Source organism: Bradyrhizobium forestalis (assembly GCF_002795245.1).
GTDB classification, from domain to species: domain Bacteria; phylum Pseudomonadota; class Alphaproteobacteria; order Rhizobiales; family Xanthobacteraceae; genus Bradyrhizobium; species Bradyrhizobium forestalis.
The window spans coordinates 14,451-34,430 of the sequence record NZ_PGVG01000032.1 but is presented as its reverse complement, the minus strand read 5'-3'; the positions used below and the strand labels follow the sequence as shown (position 1 = coordinate 34,430).

The following is a 19,980-nucleotide window of genomic DNA, read 5'->3' as shown; positions in this document are numbered from 1 at the left end:
ATTGGCGCCTGATTCCCGAATCAGGCAGCTCATGCGCGTTTTCAGCGTTCCCATCTCAGTTCCGTTCCTGCGCACGGTCGTTACGGCCCTGCTCGACGGCCGGCTGGTGGACGGCTTCGAGGCGCGCAAGGAACCGGCGCGGCTGGCCGACGCCACGCTCTATCTGCCGACACGGCGCGCGATGCGCGTCGTGCGCGAGATCTTTCTCGACGAGATGAAATCGGACGCGGTGGTGCTGCCGCGCATCGTCGCGCTCGGCGATATCGACGAGGACGAGCTCGCTTTCGCCGACGAGGGCGAGCAGTTCTCCGGCGCAACGCCGCTCGACATCCCGCCGCGGCTGGGCGAGCTCGAACGGCGGCTGACACTGGCGCAGCTCGTCGCCGCCTGGGCCAAGGGCCCGGTGCTGGCGCCGCTGGTGGTCGGCGGCCCTGCCTCGACGCTGGCGCTGGCTTCCGATCTCGCCCGCCTGATCGACGACATGGTGACGCGCGGCGTCGACTGGAGCGCGCTCGACGGCCTGGTGCCTGATAACCTCGACCGCTACTGGCAGCACTCGCTCGAATTCTTGCGCATCGCCCGCATTGCCTGGCCCAATCATCTCGCCGAGATCAACCGCATCGAGCCTGCGGCGCGGCGCGATCTGCTGATCGCGGCGGAAGCCAAGCGATTGACCGCGCATCCGAACGGGCCCGTGATCGCGGCGGGCTCGACCGGCTCGATGCCGGCCACCGCGAAATTCCTGCATGCGATCGCCGCGCTGCCGCATGGCGCGGTGGTGCTGCCGGGCCTCGACACCGATCTCGACGACGATGCCTGGCGCACCATCGGCGGCGTGCGCGACGCGCTCGGCAAGTTCGCAGAGCATCCGGCCTCGAACCATCCGCAATATGCCATGCATGCGCTGCTGCAGCGCTTAGGCATCAAACGCAGCGATGTCGAGATTCTTCAGCCGCCGGCGGAAGGCGGCCGCGACCTGCTCGCGTCGGAGTCGATGCGGCCGTCCGCCAAGACGGAAGTCTGGCACGACCGGCTGAAGCAGCCTGAGGTCGCCGCGAAAATCTCCGGCGGCATGAGAAGTCTCGCGGTCGTCGAGGCTCCCAACCCTGAAATGGAAGCGCTTGCGATCGCCATTGCGATGCGCGAGGCGCGGCATCTCGACAAATCTGCGGCGCTGGTGACGCCCGACCGCGCGCTGGCGCGGCGGGTGATGGCGGCGCTGACCCGATGGGATCTTGCCTTCGACGATTCCGGCGGCGACGTCTTGATGGAAACGCCCGCCGGCACTTTTGCTCGCCTCGCAGCAGAGGCGGCGACCAAGGGCCTGGAGCCGCCGACATTGCTGGCGATGCTGAAGCACCCGCTGTGCCGGCTCGGCCGCGCGCCCGGTGCGTGGAAAGCGGCGATTGAAGGCCTCGAGCTCGCGGTCTTGCGCGGCACGCGTCCGCCTGCGGGCACGACCGGCCTCTTGCGCGAATTCGACCGTTTTCGCGAGGAGCTGGCAAAGCTGTGGCGCAGCGAGGTCTCCGCTCTCCACAAAGCCGAGCCGCGCGCACGTCTCAAAGCCGAGGATCTCGATCGCATCCAGGCGCTGATCAATGCCTTGCAGAAGGCGTTGGCGCCGATCGAGAGCCTGCCGCCGTCGAAGCCATATGACTTCGCCGAGCTCGCGCACCGGCATCGCGAGATCATGATCGAGCTGTCGCGCGACGAGCAGGGCATCCCGCTCGCCTTCGAGGAGCGCGATGGTCTTTCGCTCGCCAGCGCCTTTGACGATCTCCTGCGCGGCGGCACGACCAGCGGATTGATGGTGCCGCTGTCGGATTACCCCGACGTCTTCCAGACCGCGTTCGGCGATCGCGCGGTGCGGCGGCGCGACAGGCCGGGCGCGCGCCTGCAGATCTACGGCCCGCTGGAATCGCGCCTGATGCAGGCTGACCGCATCATCGTCGGCGGCCTGATCGAAGGCGTCTGGCCGCCGGCGCCGCGGATCGATCCCTGGCTCAGCCGGCCGATGCGGCACGAGCTCGGCCTCGATCTGCCGGAGCGCCGTATCGGCCTCTCCGCCCACGACTTCGCGCAGCTGCTTGGAGGGGATGAAGTGATCCTCACGCATTCCGCGAAGGCCGGCGGCGCGCCTGCCGTCGCTTCGCGCTTTCTTCATCGGTTGGAAGCGGTGGCGGGCGACGAGCTCTGGAAGACGGCCATTCGCGCCGGCGAGAAGTATGTGCAGTTCGCAGCCGCACTGGACCAGCCCGACGAGGTCACGCCGATCAAGCAGCCCGAGCCGCGACCGCCGCGCGCGACGCGGCCGTTGAAGATGTCCGTCACCGCGATCGAGGACTGGCTGCGCGATCCCTACACGATCTATGCCAGGTACATTCTGCGGCTCGATGCGCTCGATCCCGTCGACATGCCGCTGTCGGCCGCAGACCGTGGCTCGGCGATTCACGAAGCGATCGGCGAATTCACGGAAGTTTATGCGACGCGTCTGCCCGACGATCCCGCGCGCGTGCTGCGCGCGATCGGCGAGAAGCATTTTGCGCCGCTGATGGAACGGCCCGAGGCGCGGGCGCTGTGGTGGCCGCGCTTCCAGCGCATCGCGCGCTGGTTCGGCGAATGGGAGACGGCGCGGCGCGATGCGATCGGGGCGATCGTCGCGGAGACCCATGGCGAGATCTCGATCATGCTCGACCATCAGCGCAGCTTTCGCCTCTCCGCCCGCGCCGACCGCATCGAGCGCCGCCAGGGCGGCAGCTACGCCATTCTCGACTACAAGACCGGGCAGCCACCGACCGGCAAGCAGGTCCGCATGGGCCTGTCGCCGCAGCTGACGCTGGAAGCCGCGATCCTGCGCGAGGGCGGATTCCCTGATATCGACGCCGGCTCCTCCGTGAGCCAGCTCGTCTATGTCCGCCTCAGCGGCAACAACCCGCCGGGCGAGGAGCGCATCCTCGAACTCAAGTACAAGCAGGGCGACGAGCCGCAGCCACCGGACACCGCGGCCGCCGAGGCGCGGGCCAAGCTTGAGGCGCTGATCCGTGCCTTCGAGGACGAGAACCAGGCCTATACCTCACTGAACCTGCCGATGTGGGCGAACCGCTACGGCACCTATGACGATCTCGCGCGGATCAAGGAATGGTCGGCAGCCGGCGGATTGGGGATCGAGGAATGGTGAAGGCGCCGCGTCCCATCCCCGACGAGGTGCGCGCGCGGCAGGCGCGTGCGTCCGATCCGACCGCATCGGCCTTCGTGTCGGCGAATGCCGGCTCCGGCAAGACCCATGTGCTGGTGCAGCGGGTGATCCGCCTGTTGCTATCGGGCGTGCCGCCGGAGAAGATTCTCTGCATCACCTTCACCAAGGCCGCCGCCGCCAACATGGCCGAGCGCGTGTTCACTACGCTTGGTCATTGGGTAACGCTGGACGACACCGGGCTCGATGCCGCGATCCGCGCCGTCGGCATTCCGCATCCCAGCGCAAAACTGCGCCGCGACGCGCGAAAACTGTTCGCCTGCGCGCTGGAGACGCCGGGCGGGCTGAAGGTGCAGACCATCCACGCGCTGTGCACGCGCCTGCTCCAGCAGTTTCCGTTCGAGGCCAATGTCCCGGCGCGCTTTGCCGTGATCGACGAGCGCGACCAGACCGACATGATGGAGCGCGCCAATCTGAAGGTGCTGCTGGAGGCCGCGCGCGATCCGGAGAGCGTCACCGGCCGCGCGCTGCTGACCGCGATGGCCAGCGCCGCCGATGTTACCTTCAAGGAGGTCGTGCGCGAGGCTTGTCTGAGCCGCGACCACTTCATGGCCTGGACCGACGAGGCCGGCAACGCGGAGGCCGCTGCCGCGCAGATGGCGGCGGTGCTGGGCGTCGACGCGAGCGACCGCATCGAGGACGTCGAGACGGAAATTCTGGATGGCCCGTTCCTGCCGCGATCGCGCTGGGACGACCTCGCATTCGCGCTGGAGGACGGCAGCAAATCGGACAACGACCAGGCTGGCCGCCTCCGCGAGGCAAAGGTGTTTTCCAGCGCAGCCCAGGTCGACGCTTACCTCAGCGTCTTCCTCACCGACGACAAGCTGCCGCGCAAGGCGGTGCTGACCAAGAAGTTTTGCGACCACAACCCGTCCGTCGCACGCTTGTTCGAAGCCGAAGCGCAGCGCATCAGTGGATTGATCGAGAAGCGCCGCGCAGTGACCCTGCGCGACCGCACCGCGGCCCTGCTGCACATCGCGACCGCGGCTGCCGCGAATTACCGCCGCGAGAAGCAGGAGCGCGGGCTGCTCGACTATGACGATCTGATCGACAAGACGCTGGCGATGCTGGATCGCATCTCCTCGGGCTGGGTGCATTACAAGCTCGACCGAGGCGTCGACCACGTTCTGATCGACGAGGCGCAGGACACCAGTCCGCGGCAATGGGACATCGTCGCGCACATCATTTCGGAGTTCACCGCCGGCGAGGGCGCGCGAGAAGGGTTGAACCGCACGGTGTTCGCGGTGGGCGACGAGAAGCAGTCGATCTTCTCGTTCCAGGGCGCGGCTCCCCACGAATTCGATGCGCGGCGGCGCGAGCTGCATCGCAAGTTCACCGCCGCCGGGCTGAAATTCGATCCGGTCGCCTTCACCTATTCGTTCCGCTCGGGCGCTGCGATCCTGCACTCGGTCGACCGCGTCTTCCGCGAGCCGGAGATCTACAAGAGCATCCACTCGGTCGAGATCGGCCATCCCCTGCACAACGCGCTCGCGGACGCCGGGCCGAGCGTGATCGAGCTGTGGGATCTCGCCGAGGCCGACGATCGGCAGGACATCGAGGGCTGGCGCGCGCCGTTCGACGGCGTCGCCGTCACCAGCCCCGAGGTCAAGCTCGCGCGCCGCATCCAGGCCGAGATCAAGCGGCTGGTCGAGAGCGGCACGCTGACGGGGCACGAAGGCGAACGGCGTCCCCTGCGTTATGGCGACATGCTGATCCTGGTGCGCCGGCGCGGCAACGCATTCGATGCCGTGATCCAGGCGCTGAAGCACGCCAACATTCCGGTCGCCGGCGCCGACCGCCTCAAGCTCACCGAGCACATCGCGATCATCGACCTGATGAACCTTGCCGACGCGCTGCTGCTGCCGCAAGACGATCTCGCGCTCGCGGTGGCGCTGAAAAGCCCGCTGTTCGGGCTCGATGACGACGACCTGTTCCAGCTCGCCTGGGACCGCAAGGGCTCGCTGCGCCGCGCGCTCGGCGAGCATGCGGCCACGAGCGAAAAGTTCGCCACGGCATTGCGGCGCCTGGAAGCCTGCGAGATGCGTGCGCGCGAGGAGACGCCGTTCGCCTTCTACGCCTGGCTGTTAGGGGGCGACGGCGGGCGCGCGCGCATCCTGCGCCGGCTCGGCCATGAGGCCAATGACGCGCTCGACGAATTCCTCGAGCTGGCGCTGAGCTACGAGCGCAAGGCGCCGGCCTCGCTGCAAGGCTTCATGGCCTGGTTGCGCTCGGCCGACACCGAGGTGAAGCGCGACATGGAGATCTCGCGCGACGAGGTGCGCGTGATGACCGTGCACGGCGCGAAGGGCCTCGAGGCCTCCGTCGTGTTCATGGTCGACACGACATCGTCGCCCGCGGACTCGCAGCGGCTGCGGCTGATCCACGTGCCGCGCGGCAATGGCGGCGAGGTCGTGGTCTGGGCCGGGCGCAAGGCTGATGATCCCAAGCCCGTCGCTGACGCACGCAAGGCGATGATCGAGGAGACCGAGGACGAGTATCGCCGCCTGCTCTACGTCGCGATGACGCGCGCGGCGGACCGGCTGATCGTCGGCGGCTGCATGCCCGGCAACATGAAGACGGTCCGCAAGCTGAGCTGGTACGACCTCGTCAACGCCGGGCTCGCCGGCTCAGGCCTCGACAAGCAGGTGATCGAGACGGCGCTCGGAAAGGTGACCCGGTTCGCCCGGCCGGAGGACGTTGCGGCGCTGGGCGCGCCCGCGACATCCGCGCACCAGACCATCGCGTTGCCGGACTGGCTGCGGACACCGGCGCCGCGCGAGACCATTGACGACGATCCCGTGCGTCCCTCGGGCCAGTCTGCCGAGGAGGGCCGCAGCGTACGATCAGGCGAATCAATCCAGTCCCGCGCCCTCGCGCTGCAACGCGGCACGCTGGTGCATCGTCTCCTGCAATCCCTGCCCGACATCGCCATGGAGCGCCGGCGCGAGGCCGCGCTCGGCTTCATGGCGCGCAACGCCTCGGACTGGGCGGAGGCCGACCGCATTGCGCTGGCCGACAAGGTGCTCGCCTTGATCAATGAACCGCGTTTCGCTCCGGTGTTTGCCGCCGGCAGCCGGGCGGAAGTCTCGATCGTCGGCCGGCTGGAGCGCCCGGGCCGCACCCCGGCCCTGGTGTCGGGACAGATCGACCGGCTGGTCGTCGGCCCCACGGAGGTCCTGATCGTCGATTTCAAGACCAACCAAGCCGCGCCGAAGAGCGCCACGGAGGCGCCCGCCGCCTATGTCCGCCAGCTTGCGCTGTACCGGGCGGTGCTGGCCCGGCTTTATCCCGAAAGGCCCATCCGGGCCGTGCTGCTCTGGACCGAGGCCCTTGAATATATGGAGATTTCGGCCCCCGCGCTGGACGCGGCGCTGGCATCCCTTCATCTCGGTGTGAGCGTCCTTGACCCGGCAAGGAGCCGTTCATAGGTTGACCGCATGATCCCGGGCGCGATTCCAGGTCGCGCCGATTCTCTTTCAACCGAGTGAGGTACTCCCAATGGCCGTTAGCAAGGTTTCCGACGCCGATTTCGAAGCCGAAGTGCTCAAGGCGAACGGCCCCGTGGTCGTCGATTTCTGGGCCGAGTGGTGCGGCCCCTGCCGCATGATCGCGCCCGCCCTCGACGAGATCGCCGGTGCGATGGGCGACAAGGTCAAGATCGTCAAGCTCAACGTCGACGAGAGCCCGAAGACCGCGTCCAAGTACGGCGTGATGTCGATCCCGACCCTGATGATCTTCAAGGGCGGCGAGATGGCCTCGCGCCAGGTCGGCGCCGCACCGAAGGCGAAGCTGCAGCAGTGGATCACCTCCGCGGTCTGATCTGCCCTGCGCAGGATTATTTTCGACAACGGCCGGCGAAAGCCGGCCGTTTTGTTTTGCGTAGCCCGGACCCTACTTGATCCATCCCGTCGCCAGCGCATTCGCCAGCTCCGGCTGATTGTTGCGGCGTGCAAGCGCGGCCATGGTCTCGTGATCGTAGGCGATGTTGCGAAATGTCACTTGCCAATTGCCGCCAACCAGTTCGAGGATCGCATAGCGCGCGTGCGGCGTGCCGGCTTCGACGACATGCGGGACCGGATGCTTGTCGCGATAGCCGGGGCTGCCGACGCTGCCGGGATTGACGATCAGCCGGCCGTCGCGCAAGCGCACGGCGCGGGCGAGATGGGTGTGGGCGCACAGGATCAGCGATTGCGTGAGCCCCAGCGCGAATTGCTCGATCCGGTCCAGCGGGGACAGCGCCACCGTGCCGTCGGGATGCACGGTGTCGAGCCAATAGATTTCGTCGTTGTCGGGCGTCGCATGGCAGAGGAACACCTGATCGCGAAACACCCGCGTCATCGGCTGTACGCGCAGCCAGTCGAGCTGCGCGGCGTTGAGCGCGTCGTAGGCGGGACGATCCCACGCGCCCATCTTCTCCGGCGGACGGTCGAGCAGATAGCGGTCGTGATTGCCGAGCACGTGCACGGCGTCGAGCTGCATCAGGATCTCGACGGTGCGGCGTGCATCGAGCGGGCCGCTCAGCATGTCGCCGAGATTGACGACATCGGCGATGCCTTGCGCGTGGATGTCGGCGAGGACGGCTTCCAGCGCGAGGTAATTTCCGTGGATGTCGGCAATCGCGGCGAAACGCATTGGCATTCTCATCACTCTCGTGCCCCGGACGCAGCGCTTCCCTGGCGATGCGCTGCTGAGCCGGGGCCCATGGTGCGGCATTCTGGGTCCCGGATCAGCGCTCCGCCCTGGACAACGCTACGCGTTGCCAAGAGCTGCGCTTGTCCGGGACACGAGACCTCTATGCAGGCGGCGTGCCGTTGATCGCCAGCACGTGACCGGCGAGATATAGCGAGCCGGTGATCAGGATACGTGGCGGCACCTCATAGGCGAGCTTCGCCAAGGCGCGCAAGGCGGCTTCGATGCCGGGCGCGGGCTCGACGCGCATGCCGAGGCTGCGCGCGGCATCGGCGAGGCGGTCGGCCGGCATCGCGTTCTCGGTATCGGGGATCGGCACTGCGATGATGTGACGGGTGAGGCCGGCGAAATTGGCGAGAAAGCCCTGCGCGTCCTTGTTGGCCATCATGCCGGCGATGACCACCAGCGGCCGCGACACGCGCTCTTCGAGATCGCCGAGCGCGGCGGCCGCAACGCGCCCACCCTCGGCATTGTGGCCGCCGTCGAGCCAGATGTCCGAGCCCTGCGGCCCCCAGGACAGCAGCTCACCCGAGGTGAGGCGCTGCATCCGCGCCGGCCATTCAGCGCCGACAATGCCGGCCTCGAACGCGGCTTGGTTGACCTTGAAGGTCGGAATCGCGCGCAACGTCGCGATCGCGAGCCCGGCATTGGCGAATTGGTGGCGGCCGAACAGACGCGGCGCTGGCAGATCCATCAAGCCGCGATCGTCGGAATAGACCAGACGCCCGCGCTCGACATTGACGTGCCAGCTCTCGTTCGCGGCAAACAGCGGCGCACGCATGCGCCTCGCCTGCGCTTCGATCACGGCCATCGCCTCCGGCATTTGCTCGGCGCAAATCACGGGCACGCCGCGCTTGATGATCGCGGCCTTCTCGCCGGCAATCGACGCCAGGGTCGACCCGAGAAAATCCATGTGGTCCATGCTGACGGGCGTGATCACGCAGGCCGCCGGCGCATCGATCACGTTGGTCGAATCGAGCCGGCCGCCGAGGCCGACTTCGAGCAGCACCACGTCGGCGGGGTTCTGCGCGAACAGATGGAAGGCTGCCGCTGTCTTCAGCTCGAACAATGTCGCGGGCTCGCCGGCATTGACGCGCTCGACCTCCTCCAGCGCGGCGCGCAATTCGTCGTCACCGACGAGCACGCCGCCACCGACGCGGCCAAGGCGAAAACATTCGTTGATGCGGACGAGATAGGGCGAGGTGTAGGCGTGGACACGCAGGCCGGCGGCTTCCAGCGTCGCGCGCAGATAAGCGAGTGTCGAGCCTTTGCCGTTGGTGCCGGCGATGTGGATCACCGGCGGCAGCTTGCGTTCGGGATGGCCGAGCCGCTCGAGCAGGCGGTGCATCCGCTCGAGCCCGAGATCGATGCGCTTCTGATGCAGGGCCGACAGCCGCCCGATCAATTCGCCGAGCGGCGGCTTTCCAGTGTCAGGGGACGCGTTCACGCGTGCGGCGCGGCCGGGGCCGTCTCGGCGGCCGATACGATCTGCGCCGGGCTCGTCACCGGCTGCGCCGGTTTCGAAGCGCCTTCCTGCGCCGGCGCCTTGGTCAGCAGGCGGCAGAGCCGCGCCAGCGTCGGACGCAGCTCATGCCGGTGCACGACCATGTCCACCATGCCGTGTTCCTTGAGGTACTCGGCGCGCTGGAAGCCCTCGGGCAGCTTTTCGCGGATGGTCTGCTCGATCACGCGCGCGCCGGCGAAGCCGATCAGCGCGCCCGGCTCGGCGATCTGCACGTCGCCGAGCATCGCATAGGAGGCGGTGACGCCGCCGGTGGTGGGGTTGGTCAGCACGACGATGTAGGGCAATTTTGCCTCGCGCAGCATCTGCACCGCAACGGTGGTGCGCGGCATCTGCATCAGCGACAGGATGCCCTCCTGCATGCGCGCGCCGCCCGAGGCGGCGAACACGATGAAGGGGGATTTCTTCTCGACCGCAAGCTCCATCCCGCGCACGATGGCTTCGCCTGCGGCCATGCCGAGCGAGCCGCCCATGAAGTCGAAATCCTGCACGGCGACGACGACGGCGGAGCCTTCGAGCTTGCCATAGCCGACCTTGACCGCGTCGTTCAGATTGGTGCGCGCCCGCGCATCCTTGATGCGATCGGCATATTTCTTCTCGTCGCGGAACTTGAGCGGGTCGGGCGTGACCTCGGGCAGCGCCACGTCGAACCAGGTCTCGTTGTCGAAGATCGACTTCAACCGCGCCACCGCGCCCATGCGCATGTGGTAGTTCGAGCCGGGAATGACGAACTGGTTGGCCTCGACATCCTTGTAGAACACGAGCTGTCCGGAATCCGGGCACTTGATCCAAAGATTCTCCGGCGTCTCCCGCCGCAGCATGTTGCGGATCTTCGGCCGGACCACATTGGTAAGCCAGTTCATGGTTTGCTCCGATGTGCGATCCCGCTGGGGACCGCCTGAAGGATATATGGCGGCCGGACATCTGCCCGGCAAGCCGCCGTGTCACCCGTCCCCAAAGCGGAATTATGGCCTATTCGGCCGCCTGCTGTGCGCCCTTGACGCCCTGGGCCAAAGCGGCGGTCAGCTCGGCCACGGCGTTAACGGTTTTTGCGGTCGCGCGCCCCTCGGCATCGAGGCTGTTCTTGAGCGCATCCACCAGCGCGGTGCCGACCACCGCGCCGTTGGCATGGGACGCGATGGCGCGCGCCGTCTCCGGCGTGCGAATGCCGAAGCCGACGCAGACCGGCAGTTTCGTGTGCCGCTTGATCCGGGCAACTGCCTCGCTCACGGCCGTGGAGTCCGCAGCCGCGGCGCCGGTGATGCCGGTGATCGAGACGTAGTAGACGAAGCCCGAGGTGTTGGCGAGCACGGCCGGCAGCCGCTTGTCGTCAGTGGTCGGCGTCGCCAGGCGAATGAAGTTCAGGCCGGCCTTCATCGCGGGCAGGCAGAGCTCGTCGTCCTCTTCCGGCGGCAGGTCGACGATGATCAGGCCGTCGACGCCGGCGCTCTTCGCGTCCGCGAGAAACTTGTCGACGCCGTAGATATAGATCGGATTGTAATAGCCCATCAGCACGATCGGCGTCGCGTCGTCGTCCTTGCGGAAGCCGCGCACGAGCTCGAGCGTCTTCTTCAGCGTCATGCCGGCCTTGAGCGCGCGAAGCCCGGCGGCCTGGATCGACGGGCCGTCGGCCATTGGATCGGTGAAGGGCATGCCGATCTCGATCACGTCGGCGCCGGACTTCGGCAGCGCCTTGATGATCTCGAGCGACGTCGCCGGATCGGGATCGCCGGCCATCAGGAAGGTGACGAAGGCCGAGCGGCCCTGCTTCGCAAGCTCGGCAAAACGGGTGTCGATACGCGTGGTCATGTTTCCGCGGCCGCTGTGCTATACCTCTCCCCTCCGGGGAGAGGTCGGCTGCGAAGCAGCCGGGTGAGGGGGATGGAGAGGTTCAAGTCCAGAGCGCGAAGGCTCCGCGAGTCGCAGACGAGCGCCGAAGCGAAGCTTTGGCAAGCGCTTCGCAACCGGCAGCTCGCCCGCTGGAAGTTTCGCCGGCAGCATCCGGTTGACCGGTATGTCGTCGACTTCGTGACACTGGACGGAAAGCTCATCATTGAAGTTGACGGGGTCACGCATTCCAGCGCGTCCGAGATCGAACGCGACGAAGCGAGGACCAAGGTGCTTGAGTCCTGCGGCTTCCTCGTCATTCGCGTCTCGAACACGGATGTGTACGAAAATCTCGACGGCGTTCTCGAGCTCATCGAGACCTCACTGAGGTTCGAGTGAGCGGAGAGACCCCTCACCCGGCTGCTGCGCAGCCGACCTCTCCCCTGCGGGGAGAGGTGCGGAGAGTGCGCCCGCCTCACTTCTTGCCCCTCAGGATGTCGCCGACCTGCGGGACGTCCTTGTCGCCGCGGCCGGAGAGGTTGACGACCATCAGGTGATCCCTGGGCCGCTTCGGCGCGAGCTCCATCACCTTGGCAATGGCGTGGGCGGGCTCGAGCGCGGGGATGATGCCTTCGAGCTTCGACAGCAGCTGGAACGCCGCGAGCGCCTCGTCGTCGGTCGCGGAGAGATAATTCACGCGGCCGACCTCGTGCAGCCAGGAATGCTCGGGGCCGATGCCGGGATAATCGAGGCCGGCCGAGATCGAATGCGCGTCCTGGATCTGGCCGTCGGCATCCATCAAGAGATAGGTGCGGTTGCCGTGCAGCACGCCGGGACGGCCGCCGGCGATCGAGGCTGCGTGCAGCTGCGTGAGGCCATGACCGGCGGCTTCGACGCCGAAGATCTCGACGCTGGGATCATCGAGGAACGGATGGAACAGGCCCATCGCGTTGGAGCCACCACCGATGCAGGCGACCAGCGAATCCGGCAGGCGTCCCTCGATCTCCTGCATCTGCGCCTTGGTCTCGTTGCCGATGATCGACTGGAAGTCGCGCACCAAGGTCGGGTAGGGATGCGGGCCGGCGACCGTGCCGATGCAGTAGAACGTGTTGTGCACGTTGGTGACCCAGTCGCGCAGCGCCTCGTTCATGGCGTCCTTCAGCGTGCGCGTGCCCGACTGCACTGGAAATACCTTCGCGCCCAGCATCTCCATGCGGATGACGTTGGGCTGCTGCCGCTCGACGTCGACGGCGCCCATATAGACCACGCATTCGAGGCCGAAGCGCGCGCACAGCGTCGCGGTGGCGACACCGTGCTGGCCGGCGCCGGTCTCGGCGATGATGCGTTTCTTGCCCATGCGCCGCGCCAGCATGATCTGGCCGAGCACGTTGTTCACCTTGTGCGAGCCGGTGTGATTGAGCTCTTCGCGCTTGAGGTAGATCTTGGCGCCGCCGAGATGCTCGGTGAGGCGTTCGGCGAAATAGAGCGGCGAGGGCCGGCCGACATAGTTCTTGAGGTAGCCGTTCATCTCGACCTGGAAGGCCGGGTCGGCCTTGGCCGCGGTGTAGGCCTTCTCCAGATCGAGGATCAGCGGCATCAGGGTTTCGGCCACGAAGCGGCCGCCGAAAATGCCGAAATGGCCGCGCTCGTCGGGGCCGCTGCGATAGGAGTTCGGTTTGGCGATGGTCATCGGACGCTCAACTCTTTGACGCTCAACTCTTGGGTAGCGCGCGCGGCGCGGATGAAGGCCTGGATCATCTGGGGGTCCTTGACGCCGGGGGCGCTCTCGACACCCGAGGACACGTCGACGCCGCCGGCGCGGGTGACACGGAGGGCCTCGGCCAGGTTATCGGCGTGCAGCCCGCCCGAGACCATGTAGGGCAGCTTCAGATCGAGGTTTTCGAGCAGGTGCCAGTCGAACGGCTCGCCCAGGCCGCCGGGCCGCGTCGCGTCCTTCGGCGCACGTGCATCGAACAGGATGTGGTCGGCGACCGCGGCATAGCCGGGCAGAACGGCGAGATCGGCCGCTGTCGCGACCGGCACGGCCTTCATCACGGGACGGCCGAACCTCTGCTTGATGTCGCGCAGGCGCGCCACGCTCTCCCTGCCATGGAGCTGGAGAATGTCCGGCGACAGCGCGTCCATGACGTTGTCGAGCGTCGCATCGTCGGCGTCGACGGTGAGCGCGACCTTGAGCGCGCGCCCCTTCACCTGACGGCCGAGGTCACGGCCGAGCTCCAGGGAGAGATGCCGGGGCGACGGCGGAAAGAACACGAATCCCACCATGTCGGCACCCGCCTCGAGCGCCGTTTCGAGCGTCTCGGGCGTGGACAGGCCACAGATCTTGACGAGCAGGGACATGGTCTCAAAGCAAATGGAGGCCGCAAGCCGGCCCGAATGCAGGGTTTTTCGGTCGGGGCCGCTTCTACAACGTCGCGCGCTGCTTGTCTCGCCCGATGGGACCATACAGGCCGACCCCGGAGGGAACGGGAAGGCGCTGGGACTCGGGCTTCGCTGCGGTCGCCTGGGCCCGCAGATGGGCCAGTTCGGTCCTGGCGGCCCGGGCCTCCGCATCGTTCCGGCGCGCCGCGCGCCGCCAGCGCCGCTGGCCGAACCAGACGGCAGAGCCGCCTGCGAAGACCCCAAGGGCCGCCACCAGGATCAGCAGCAGGAACAGCGGCAACGTCATCGACAGTGACGGGTCGTCGGAAATGAAGGGGTCGAAGGATACCGTGACAAAATGCCGGTTGGCGACGGCAAACGCCACCAGGATCAGGCCCAGCGGAATCACGATCAGCGCGGTCAGGAACTTTCGCATCTCGCTTCGCTCGCCTTGAAACAAGCTTGCGGCCGCATCTGAGCGACCGCGGAAAACCGCTGGCGCCGGCTTCAGTCTGCCGCGCCGGGATCCGGATGGTCGCGGTTCAGCCGCTCGCGCATTTCCTTGCCGGTCTTGAAGAACGGAACGCTCTTCTGGTCGACGGGCACATGGGCGCCGGTGCGCGGATTGCGCCCTGCGCGCGCAGGGCGATGCTTGACCGAGAAGGCACCGAAGCCGCGCAGCTCGACGCGATCGCCGCGCGCAAGCGCCGCTACGATCTCTTCGAGAATCGCATTCACAATGTTCTCGACATCCCGCTGGTACAGATGCGGGTTGTGCTCGGCGATACGCTGAACAAGTTCGGATTTGATCATCGAGAGATAGGACCCGGAAGCGTGCGGATGACCATTTCCGTGAAAATACCTTGATCTGTCAAGACGCTAAATCAAGGTTGAGCGTCGTGAAAATGCGTGACAAATGCCGAAAAAGCAGGCTGCGCCAGCACGCGCCAGACGGGAAAAGCTTTCGGAACTCGCCTGTCCCCGGTCAGTTTGATGCGGCCGGCTGCCATAACGCCAGCATTCCATCCATTCCGAGCCGATCGACCGCCTGCGCGACGCCGGTTTGCCCGATCTGATGCGCAATCGAGCCCAAACCCAGCGCTTCCAGCGTCACGGCGGCGGCGGTCTTGAGGAACGGCAGATCGCCGAAACGCGGCTGGAGCTTGTAATCGCGCACGGGAAGCCCCTTCTTGACGCTCTTGTGCTCGACCAGCCAGGTCACGGCCGTCTTCTCGTCACCGATCTGGTCGACCAGCTTGAGATCGATCGCCTGGCGGCCTGTGAAGACGCGGCCATCAGCGACTTTTTCGAGCTGCGTGTCATCCATGCCACGCCGCTCCTTCACCATTCCCTTGAACCAGGCATAGGAATCCTTCACCAGCGCATCGAGCGCGGCGCGCGCCTCGGGACTGGTCGGCTCAAAACCGTTGGGCGCGGCCTTCAGCGGCGAGGACTTCACCTCCTCGACCTTGACACCGATGGTCTTCAGGAGCTCGGCGACGTTGGGGTACTGGAACAGCACGCCGATCGACCCGACCAGCGAGCTCTGCTGGGCGATGATGTGATCGCTCGCGATCGCCGTGATGTAGCCCCCGGAGGCAGCGAGACCCTCGACCACGACGACGAGCGGCTTCTTCGCCTTGAGCCGGACGAGCGAATCGTAGAGCTGCTCGGAGCCGGCGGTGGTGCCGCCCGGCGAGTTGATATGAACGATGACGGCGGCGGCCTGCGAATTCTCGAGCCGCTCCAGCGCCTGCGTGCGATCGGAATCGCTGCGGATCAATCCATCGATATGAACGCGCGCGATCGAGCCGGCCGATGCGAAGGTGCCGCGTGCTCCAGGCGTCGCAATCAGCGCGAAGCTCGCAATCGCCGCGATCGCGATCAGCGCGGCCATCACACGCCAGAACGTCAGCTTGCGGCGGATCCTGCGGCGATCGACGATGATGTCCGAATCGAGCGACATCGGAATATCTCCAAATGAAAGACCGGGCGCGTTGTGCCGTCACGGCGTGACCATTGGCTTATCTGGATACATCAATTGCGGCCCAATTTGAAGAAATGAAGGCCTGGGACGGTTAGCCCGGACGCTGCCACGCACTCTCGTGTCGTCCCGGACAAGCGCAGCGAAGCGGAGCGCCGATCCGGGACGACAGTTGTGTATGTGGCAACAAAGTAGTGGCAGCAAAAAAGCCCCGGCTCGCGCCGGGGCTTTGATGTCAGCGAAAAAAATGCGTTTCGCTTACTTGTTGTCGCGGTTCTTCAGCGCGGTGCCGAGGATGTCGCCGAGCGTCGCACCCGAATCGGAGGAGCCGTACTGCGCGATGGCTTCCTTCTCTTCGGCGACTTCGAGCGCCTTGATCGACACCTGGACCTTGCGGGCCTTCTTGTCGAACTGGATCACGCGGGCATCGACCTTCTCGCCGACGGCGAAGCGTTCGGCGCGCTGGTCGTTGCGGTCACGGGCAAGCTCGGAGCGCTTGATGAAGGTGGTGAAGTCGGTACCGGCGATCTTCACCTCGATACCGCTCTCCTTCACCTCGAGCACTTCGCAGGTCACGACCGCGCCCTTCTTGACATCGCCCGGCTCGGCGAAGGGGTCGCCTTCGAGCTGCTTGATGCCGAGCGAGATACGCTCCTTCTCGACGTCCACATCGAGCACCACGGCCTTCACCATGTCGCCCTTCTTGTAGTTGTCGATCACCTGCTCGCCCGGAAGCTTCCAGTCGAGGTCGGAGAGATGGACCATGCCGTCGACGTCGCCCTCGAGACCCAGGAACAGACCGAACTCGGTCTTGTTCTTGACCTCGCCCTCGACCACCGAACCGGTCGGGTGGCCTTCGACGAAGACCTCCCAGGGGTTGCGCATGGTCTGCTTGAGGCCGAGCGAGATGCGGCGCTTGACGGAATCGACTTCCAGCACCTGCACGTCGACTTCCTGCGAGGTCGACACGATCTTGCCGGGGTGCATGTTCTTCTTGGTCCACGACATCTCGGAGACGTGGATCAGGCCTTCGATGCCCGGCTCGAGCTCGACGAACGCACCGTAGTCGGTGATGTTGGTGACACGGCCGGTGAAGCGGGCACCCAGCGGGTACTTGGCTTCGATGCCCTGCCACGGATCGTCCAGCAGCTGCTTCATGCCCAGCGAGATGCGGTGCGTCTCGTGGTTGATCTTGATGATCTTGACCTTCACGGTCTGGCCGATCGAGAGCACCTCGGTCGGGTGGTTGACGCGGCGCCACGCGATGTCGGTGACGTGCAGCAGGCCGTCGATGCCGCCGAGGTCAACGAACGCACCGTAATCGGTGATGTTCTTGACCACGCCGTCGATGACCTGACCCTCTTCGAGGTTCTGCACCAGCTCCTGGCGCTGCTCGGCGCGGGTCTCTTCCAGAACCGTGCGGCGGGACACCACGATGTTGCCGCGGCGGCGGTCCATCTTGAGGATCTGGAACGGCTGCGAGTTGTTCATCAGCGGCGCAACGTCGCGGATCGGGCGGATGTCGACCTGCGAACGCGGCAGGAAGGCCACGGCGCCGTCGAGGTCGACGGTGAAGCCGCCCTTGACCTGGTTGAAGATGACGCCGTTGACCTTTTCGTTGTTCTGGAACGCCTTCTCGAGCTTGCCCCAGCTCTCTTCGCGGCGCGCCTTGTCGCGCGACAGCACGGCTTCGCCGAGGGCGTTTTCGATGCGATCGAGGAACACTTCCACCTCGTCGCCGACCTTGAGGTCGCTGTCACGGCCGGGGCCGGAAAATTCGCGCAGGGCGACGCGGCCCTCGGTCTTCAGGCCGACGTCGATGACGGCCATGTCCTTTTCAATTGCAACCACCTTGCCCTTGACGACGGAGCTTTCCTGCAGGTTGCCGCCTGCGAAGGACTCGTCGAGCATCGCGGCGAAATCGTCGCGCGAGGGGCTATAGGTATCAGCAGAAGTCGAAGCCATTTGTTCTCCAGTTGCGGATGTCTTGCCGGCCGTTGGGTTCATGGGCGCATCGCACACGCAGTGTCGGAAGGTCCGCAAGACCTTCGAGCGACCGCTCGTTGCTCCGGCCCTGGAGGCGGAACAGCGGAAGCGGGCCGGCTGAGGCCCGCGCGTTCGATACGTGGAATCATTGTCCGGAGCTGGATGCGACGGCGCCCAAAACGGGGAGCCGAAGATATCGACCTCAAAGAGCGGGAGCGGGCGCTTCCTCCAATGACGGCCGCGGCTTAACCCCGCGGACGGCCCGCTCGGACGGCCTCGATAATGTCGATGGCGGCCCGGACGCCGCCTTCTATATCGAGTTGGGAGTTGTCTAGCAAGTAAGCATCCGGGGCCGGTTTTAACGGCGCAATCGGCCGGTTCTTGTCGCGTTCGTCGCGCTGGATGATGTCGGCGAGCACGGCCGCCTCGTCGGCCTCCTCGCCTCTCGCCCTGGCCTCCATGGTCCGGCGATGGGCGCGGACCTTGGGGTCGGCGACCACGAAGATTTTGACGTCGGCATCGGGGCAGATCACGGTTCCAATATCCCGGCCGTCGAGCACGGCGCCGGGCGGATCGGCGGCGAATTGCCGCTGGAAATTAACCAGGGCTTCGCGGACGCCGGGAATCGCCGAGACGATGGAGGCACCCTCGCCGACCGTCTGTGTCTTCAGGACGGGATTGCCGAATTTTTCGGGATCGAGCTCCAGTGCCGCCGCGACCGCGGCCGCCTCGTCCCTGAGATCATGGCCGGACTGCATGAGGGCATAGGCCACCGCGCGATAGATCACGCCGGTATCGAGATGACGATAGCCGTAATGGTGGGCGAGACGCTTGCCGAGCGTCCCCTTGCCCGAAGCCGCGGGCCCGTCGATGGCGATGATCATGAAAACTCGGCCCCTAGCGAACGCATCATCGGAATGAAGTCCGGGAAACTGGTGGCGATGAAGGCGGTGTCGTCGACGGTCACCGGCTGGTCGGAGGCGCAGCCCATCACCAGCGCGGACATCGCGATGCGATGATCCATGTGGGTGGCGACGGTGCCGCCGCCGGGGACATGGCCGCGGCCCTCGACGATCAGATCGTCGCCGGAGATCTCGACCTTGACGCCGTTGACGCGGAGCATGGCGGCGGTGGCCTCCAGGCGATCGGATTCCTTGACGCGCAGCTCCTGCAGGCCGCGCATGATGGTGGCGCCTTCGGCGAAGGACGCCGCCACCGCCAGCACCAGATATTCGTCGATCATCGACGGCGCGCGCTCCGGCGGCACCACGACGCCGCGCAGTTTTGAGGCACGCACGCGCAAGCGCGCCATCGGCTCGCCGGCATCGCCGCGCACTTCGCTTTCCTCGATGAAAGCGCCCATTTCGCGCAGCGTGGTGAACAGGCCGGTGCGCAGCGGATTGGTCATGACATCGGACAGCACGACGTCGGAGCCCTCGACGATCAGCGCTGCAACGATTGGGAAGGCCGCCGACGAGGGATCAGCGGGCACCACGACATTTGCGCCATGCAGCTCGGGCTGGCCCACCAGCGTGACGCGGCGGCCGTGCTGGCCTTCCTGCACCGAGGTGATGTCGGCGCCAAAATGCTTCAGCATCAGCTCGGTGTGGTCGCGACTGGCCTCGGTCTCGATCACGGTCGTGATGCCCGGCGCAGCCAGACCCGCCAGCAGCACGGCCGACTTGATCTGGGCTGAGGCGACCGGGGTCTTGTAGGTGATCGGCAGCGGATCGCGCGCGCCCTGGAGGGTCAGCGGCAGACGCCCGCCCTCGCCGCCGGCGATGACCTTCGCGCCCATCTTTTCGAGCGGATCGAGGATCCGGCGCATGGGACGGCTGCGCAGCGAGGCGTCGCCGTCGAACACCGCCGAGATCGGGCAGCCGGCGACGGCGCCCATCACCAGCCGGCAGCCGGTGCCGGAGTTGCCGAAATCCAGCGCCGCCTTGGGCTGGGCGAAGCCGCCAACGCCCACGCCGGTCACTTTCCAGGCGAAATCACCGGTCCGCTCGACCCTGGCGCCCAGCGCCTGCATGGATTTGGCGGTGTTGAGGACATCCTCGCCCTCCAGGAGGCCCGAAATCCTGGTCTCGCCGACCGCGAGCGCGCCCAGGATGAGGGCGCGGTGGGAGATCGACTTGTCCCCGGGCACCCGTACTTTCCCGGTCAGGGGACCGCTGGCGCGAGACCGGAGCGGCCTCGGTTGGTCGGAATGGGTCAAGATTGTGTCCTTGAATAGGCCCTATGGGCTGGCGCGCAGGTACCACATGGTCTGCGCCCCGTCACGGGCATGTCGTTCTGTCGTAATGCGCTATTGACAGCGGGCCGCCAACTAGCCAA

General features: G+C 66.4%; 16 protein-coding genes. 4 read left to right on the top strand and 12 right to left on the bottom strand.

Going from position 1 to position 19,980, the window contains the following annotated elements:
- The first annotated feature begins 31 nt into the window (after positions 1-31).
- From addB to trxA, 3 genes are all read left to right on the top strand, one after another.
- A complete protein-coding gene (addB, locus tag CVM73_RS29125) occupies positions 32-3,178 on the top strand; it encodes a double-strand break repair protein AddB (RefSeq protein ID WP_100235232.1) in 3,147 nt (1,048 codons plus the stop codon).
- On the top strand, positions 3,172-6,681 hold the full coding sequence (gene addA, locus CVM73_RS29120; protein ID WP_167407126.1) for a double-strand break repair helicase AddA: 3,510 nt from the start codon (positions 3,172-3,174) through the stop codon (positions 6,679-6,681). The genes addB and addA overlap by 7 nt, the downstream gene beginning before the upstream one ends.
- Before the next feature lie 70 nt (positions 6,682-6,751).
- Positions 6,752-7,072 carry a thioredoxin gene (gene trxA / locus CVM73_RS29115; protein ID WP_008540017.1) on the top strand — a complete coding sequence of 107 codons (321 nt, stop codon included), beginning with the start codon at positions 6,752-6,754 and terminating at the stop codon, positions 7,070-7,072.
- A 72-nt stretch (positions 7,073-7,144) separates the two neighbouring features.
- Here trxA and CVM73_RS29110 read toward each other — a convergent pair whose 3' ends face one another.
- The 4 genes from CVM73_RS29110 to trpA all read right to left on the bottom strand — a co-directional run bounded on the left by CVM73_RS29110 (position 7,145) and on the right by trpA (position 11,273).
- Positions 7,145-7,885 carry a metallophosphoesterase family protein gene (locus tag CVM73_RS29110; RefSeq protein WP_167407131.1) on the bottom strand — a complete coding sequence of 247 codons (741 nt, stop codon included), beginning with the start codon at positions 7,883-7,885 and terminating at the stop codon, positions 7,145-7,147.
- Between the two features lie 160 nt (positions 7,886-8,045).
- On the bottom strand, positions 8,046-9,389 hold the full coding sequence (locus CVM73_RS29105; RefSeq protein ID WP_100235230.1) for a bifunctional folylpolyglutamate synthase/dihydrofolate synthase: 1,344 nt from the start codon (positions 9,387-9,389) through the stop codon (positions 8,046-8,048).
- Positions 9,386-10,327: an acetyl-CoA carboxylase, carboxyltransferase subunit beta gene (accD, locus tag CVM73_RS29100; protein WP_100235229.1), complete on the bottom strand. Its 942-nt coding sequence runs from the start codon at positions 10,325-10,327 to the stop codon at positions 9,386-9,388. Before accD ends, CVM73_RS29105 begins: the two co-directional genes overlap by 4 nt.
- A 109-nt stretch (positions 10,328-10,436) precedes the next feature.
- Positions 10,437-11,273: a tryptophan synthase subunit alpha gene (gene trpA, locus CVM73_RS29095; protein ID WP_100235228.1), complete on the bottom strand. Its 837-nt coding sequence runs from the start codon at positions 11,271-11,273 to the stop codon at positions 10,437-10,439.
- Positions 11,274-11,345: 72 nt separating this feature from the next.
- Between trpA and CVM73_RS29090 the strand changes: the two genes are divergently transcribed.
- On the top strand, positions 11,346-11,690 hold the full coding sequence (locus CVM73_RS29090; RefSeq protein ID WP_100235227.1) for an endonuclease domain-containing protein: 345 nt from the start codon (positions 11,346-11,348) through the stop codon (positions 11,688-11,690).
- 76 nt (positions 11,691-11,766) lie between these two features.
- Here the strand turns inward: CVM73_RS29090 and trpB are convergent, their stop codons facing one another.
- From trpB to aroA, 8 genes are all read right to left on the bottom strand, one after another.
- Positions 11,767-12,981: a tryptophan synthase subunit beta gene (trpB, locus tag CVM73_RS29085; RefSeq protein ID WP_100235226.1), complete on the bottom strand. Its 1,215-nt coding sequence runs from the start codon at positions 12,979-12,981 to the stop codon at positions 11,767-11,769.
- Positions 12,978-13,652, bottom strand: coding sequence for a phosphoribosylanthranilate isomerase (locus tag CVM73_RS29080; RefSeq protein ID WP_100235225.1), 675 nt, complete (start codon positions 13,650-13,652; stop codon positions 12,978-12,980). The genes trpB and CVM73_RS29080 overlap by 4 nt, the downstream gene beginning before the upstream one ends.
- 64 nt (positions 13,653-13,716) lie before the next feature.
- Positions 13,717-14,109: a lipopolysaccharide assembly protein LapA domain-containing protein gene (locus CVM73_RS29075; protein ID WP_100235224.1), complete on the bottom strand. Its 393-nt coding sequence runs from the start codon at positions 14,107-14,109 to the stop codon at positions 13,717-13,719.
- A 71-nt stretch (positions 14,110-14,180) separates the two neighbouring features.
- Positions 14,181-14,486, bottom strand: coding sequence for an integration host factor subunit beta (locus CVM73_RS29070; RefSeq protein ID WP_008539997.1), 306 nt, complete (start codon positions 14,484-14,486; stop codon positions 14,181-14,183).
- Between the two features lie 172 nt (positions 14,487-14,658).
- Positions 14,659-15,639, bottom strand: a complete 981-nt coding sequence (sppA, locus tag CVM73_RS29065; protein ID WP_100235223.1) for a signal peptide peptidase SppA — start codon at positions 15,637-15,639, stop codon at positions 14,659-14,661.
- A gap of 276 nt (positions 15,640-15,915) precedes the next feature.
- Positions 15,916-17,622 (bottom strand): 30S ribosomal protein S1, encoded by a 1,707-nt coding sequence (rpsA, locus tag CVM73_RS29060; RefSeq protein ID WP_027576919.1) that lies wholly within the window; start codon positions 17,620-17,622, stop codon positions 15,916-15,918.
- A 266-nt stretch (positions 17,623-17,888) separates the two neighbouring features.
- Positions 17,889-18,527, bottom strand: coding sequence for a (d)CMP kinase (gene cmk / locus CVM73_RS29055; protein WP_100235221.1), 639 nt, complete (start codon positions 18,525-18,527; stop codon positions 17,889-17,891).
- The gene (gene aroA / locus CVM73_RS29050; RefSeq protein WP_100235220.1) at positions 18,524-19,861 is read right to left on the bottom strand and encodes a 3-phosphoshikimate 1-carboxyvinyltransferase; all 1,338 of its coding nucleotides are present in this window, start codon (positions 19,859-19,861) and stop codon (positions 18,524-18,526) included. The genes cmk and aroA overlap by 4 nt, the downstream gene beginning before the upstream one ends.
- Between the last annotated feature and the right edge of the window lie 119 nt (positions 19,862-19,980).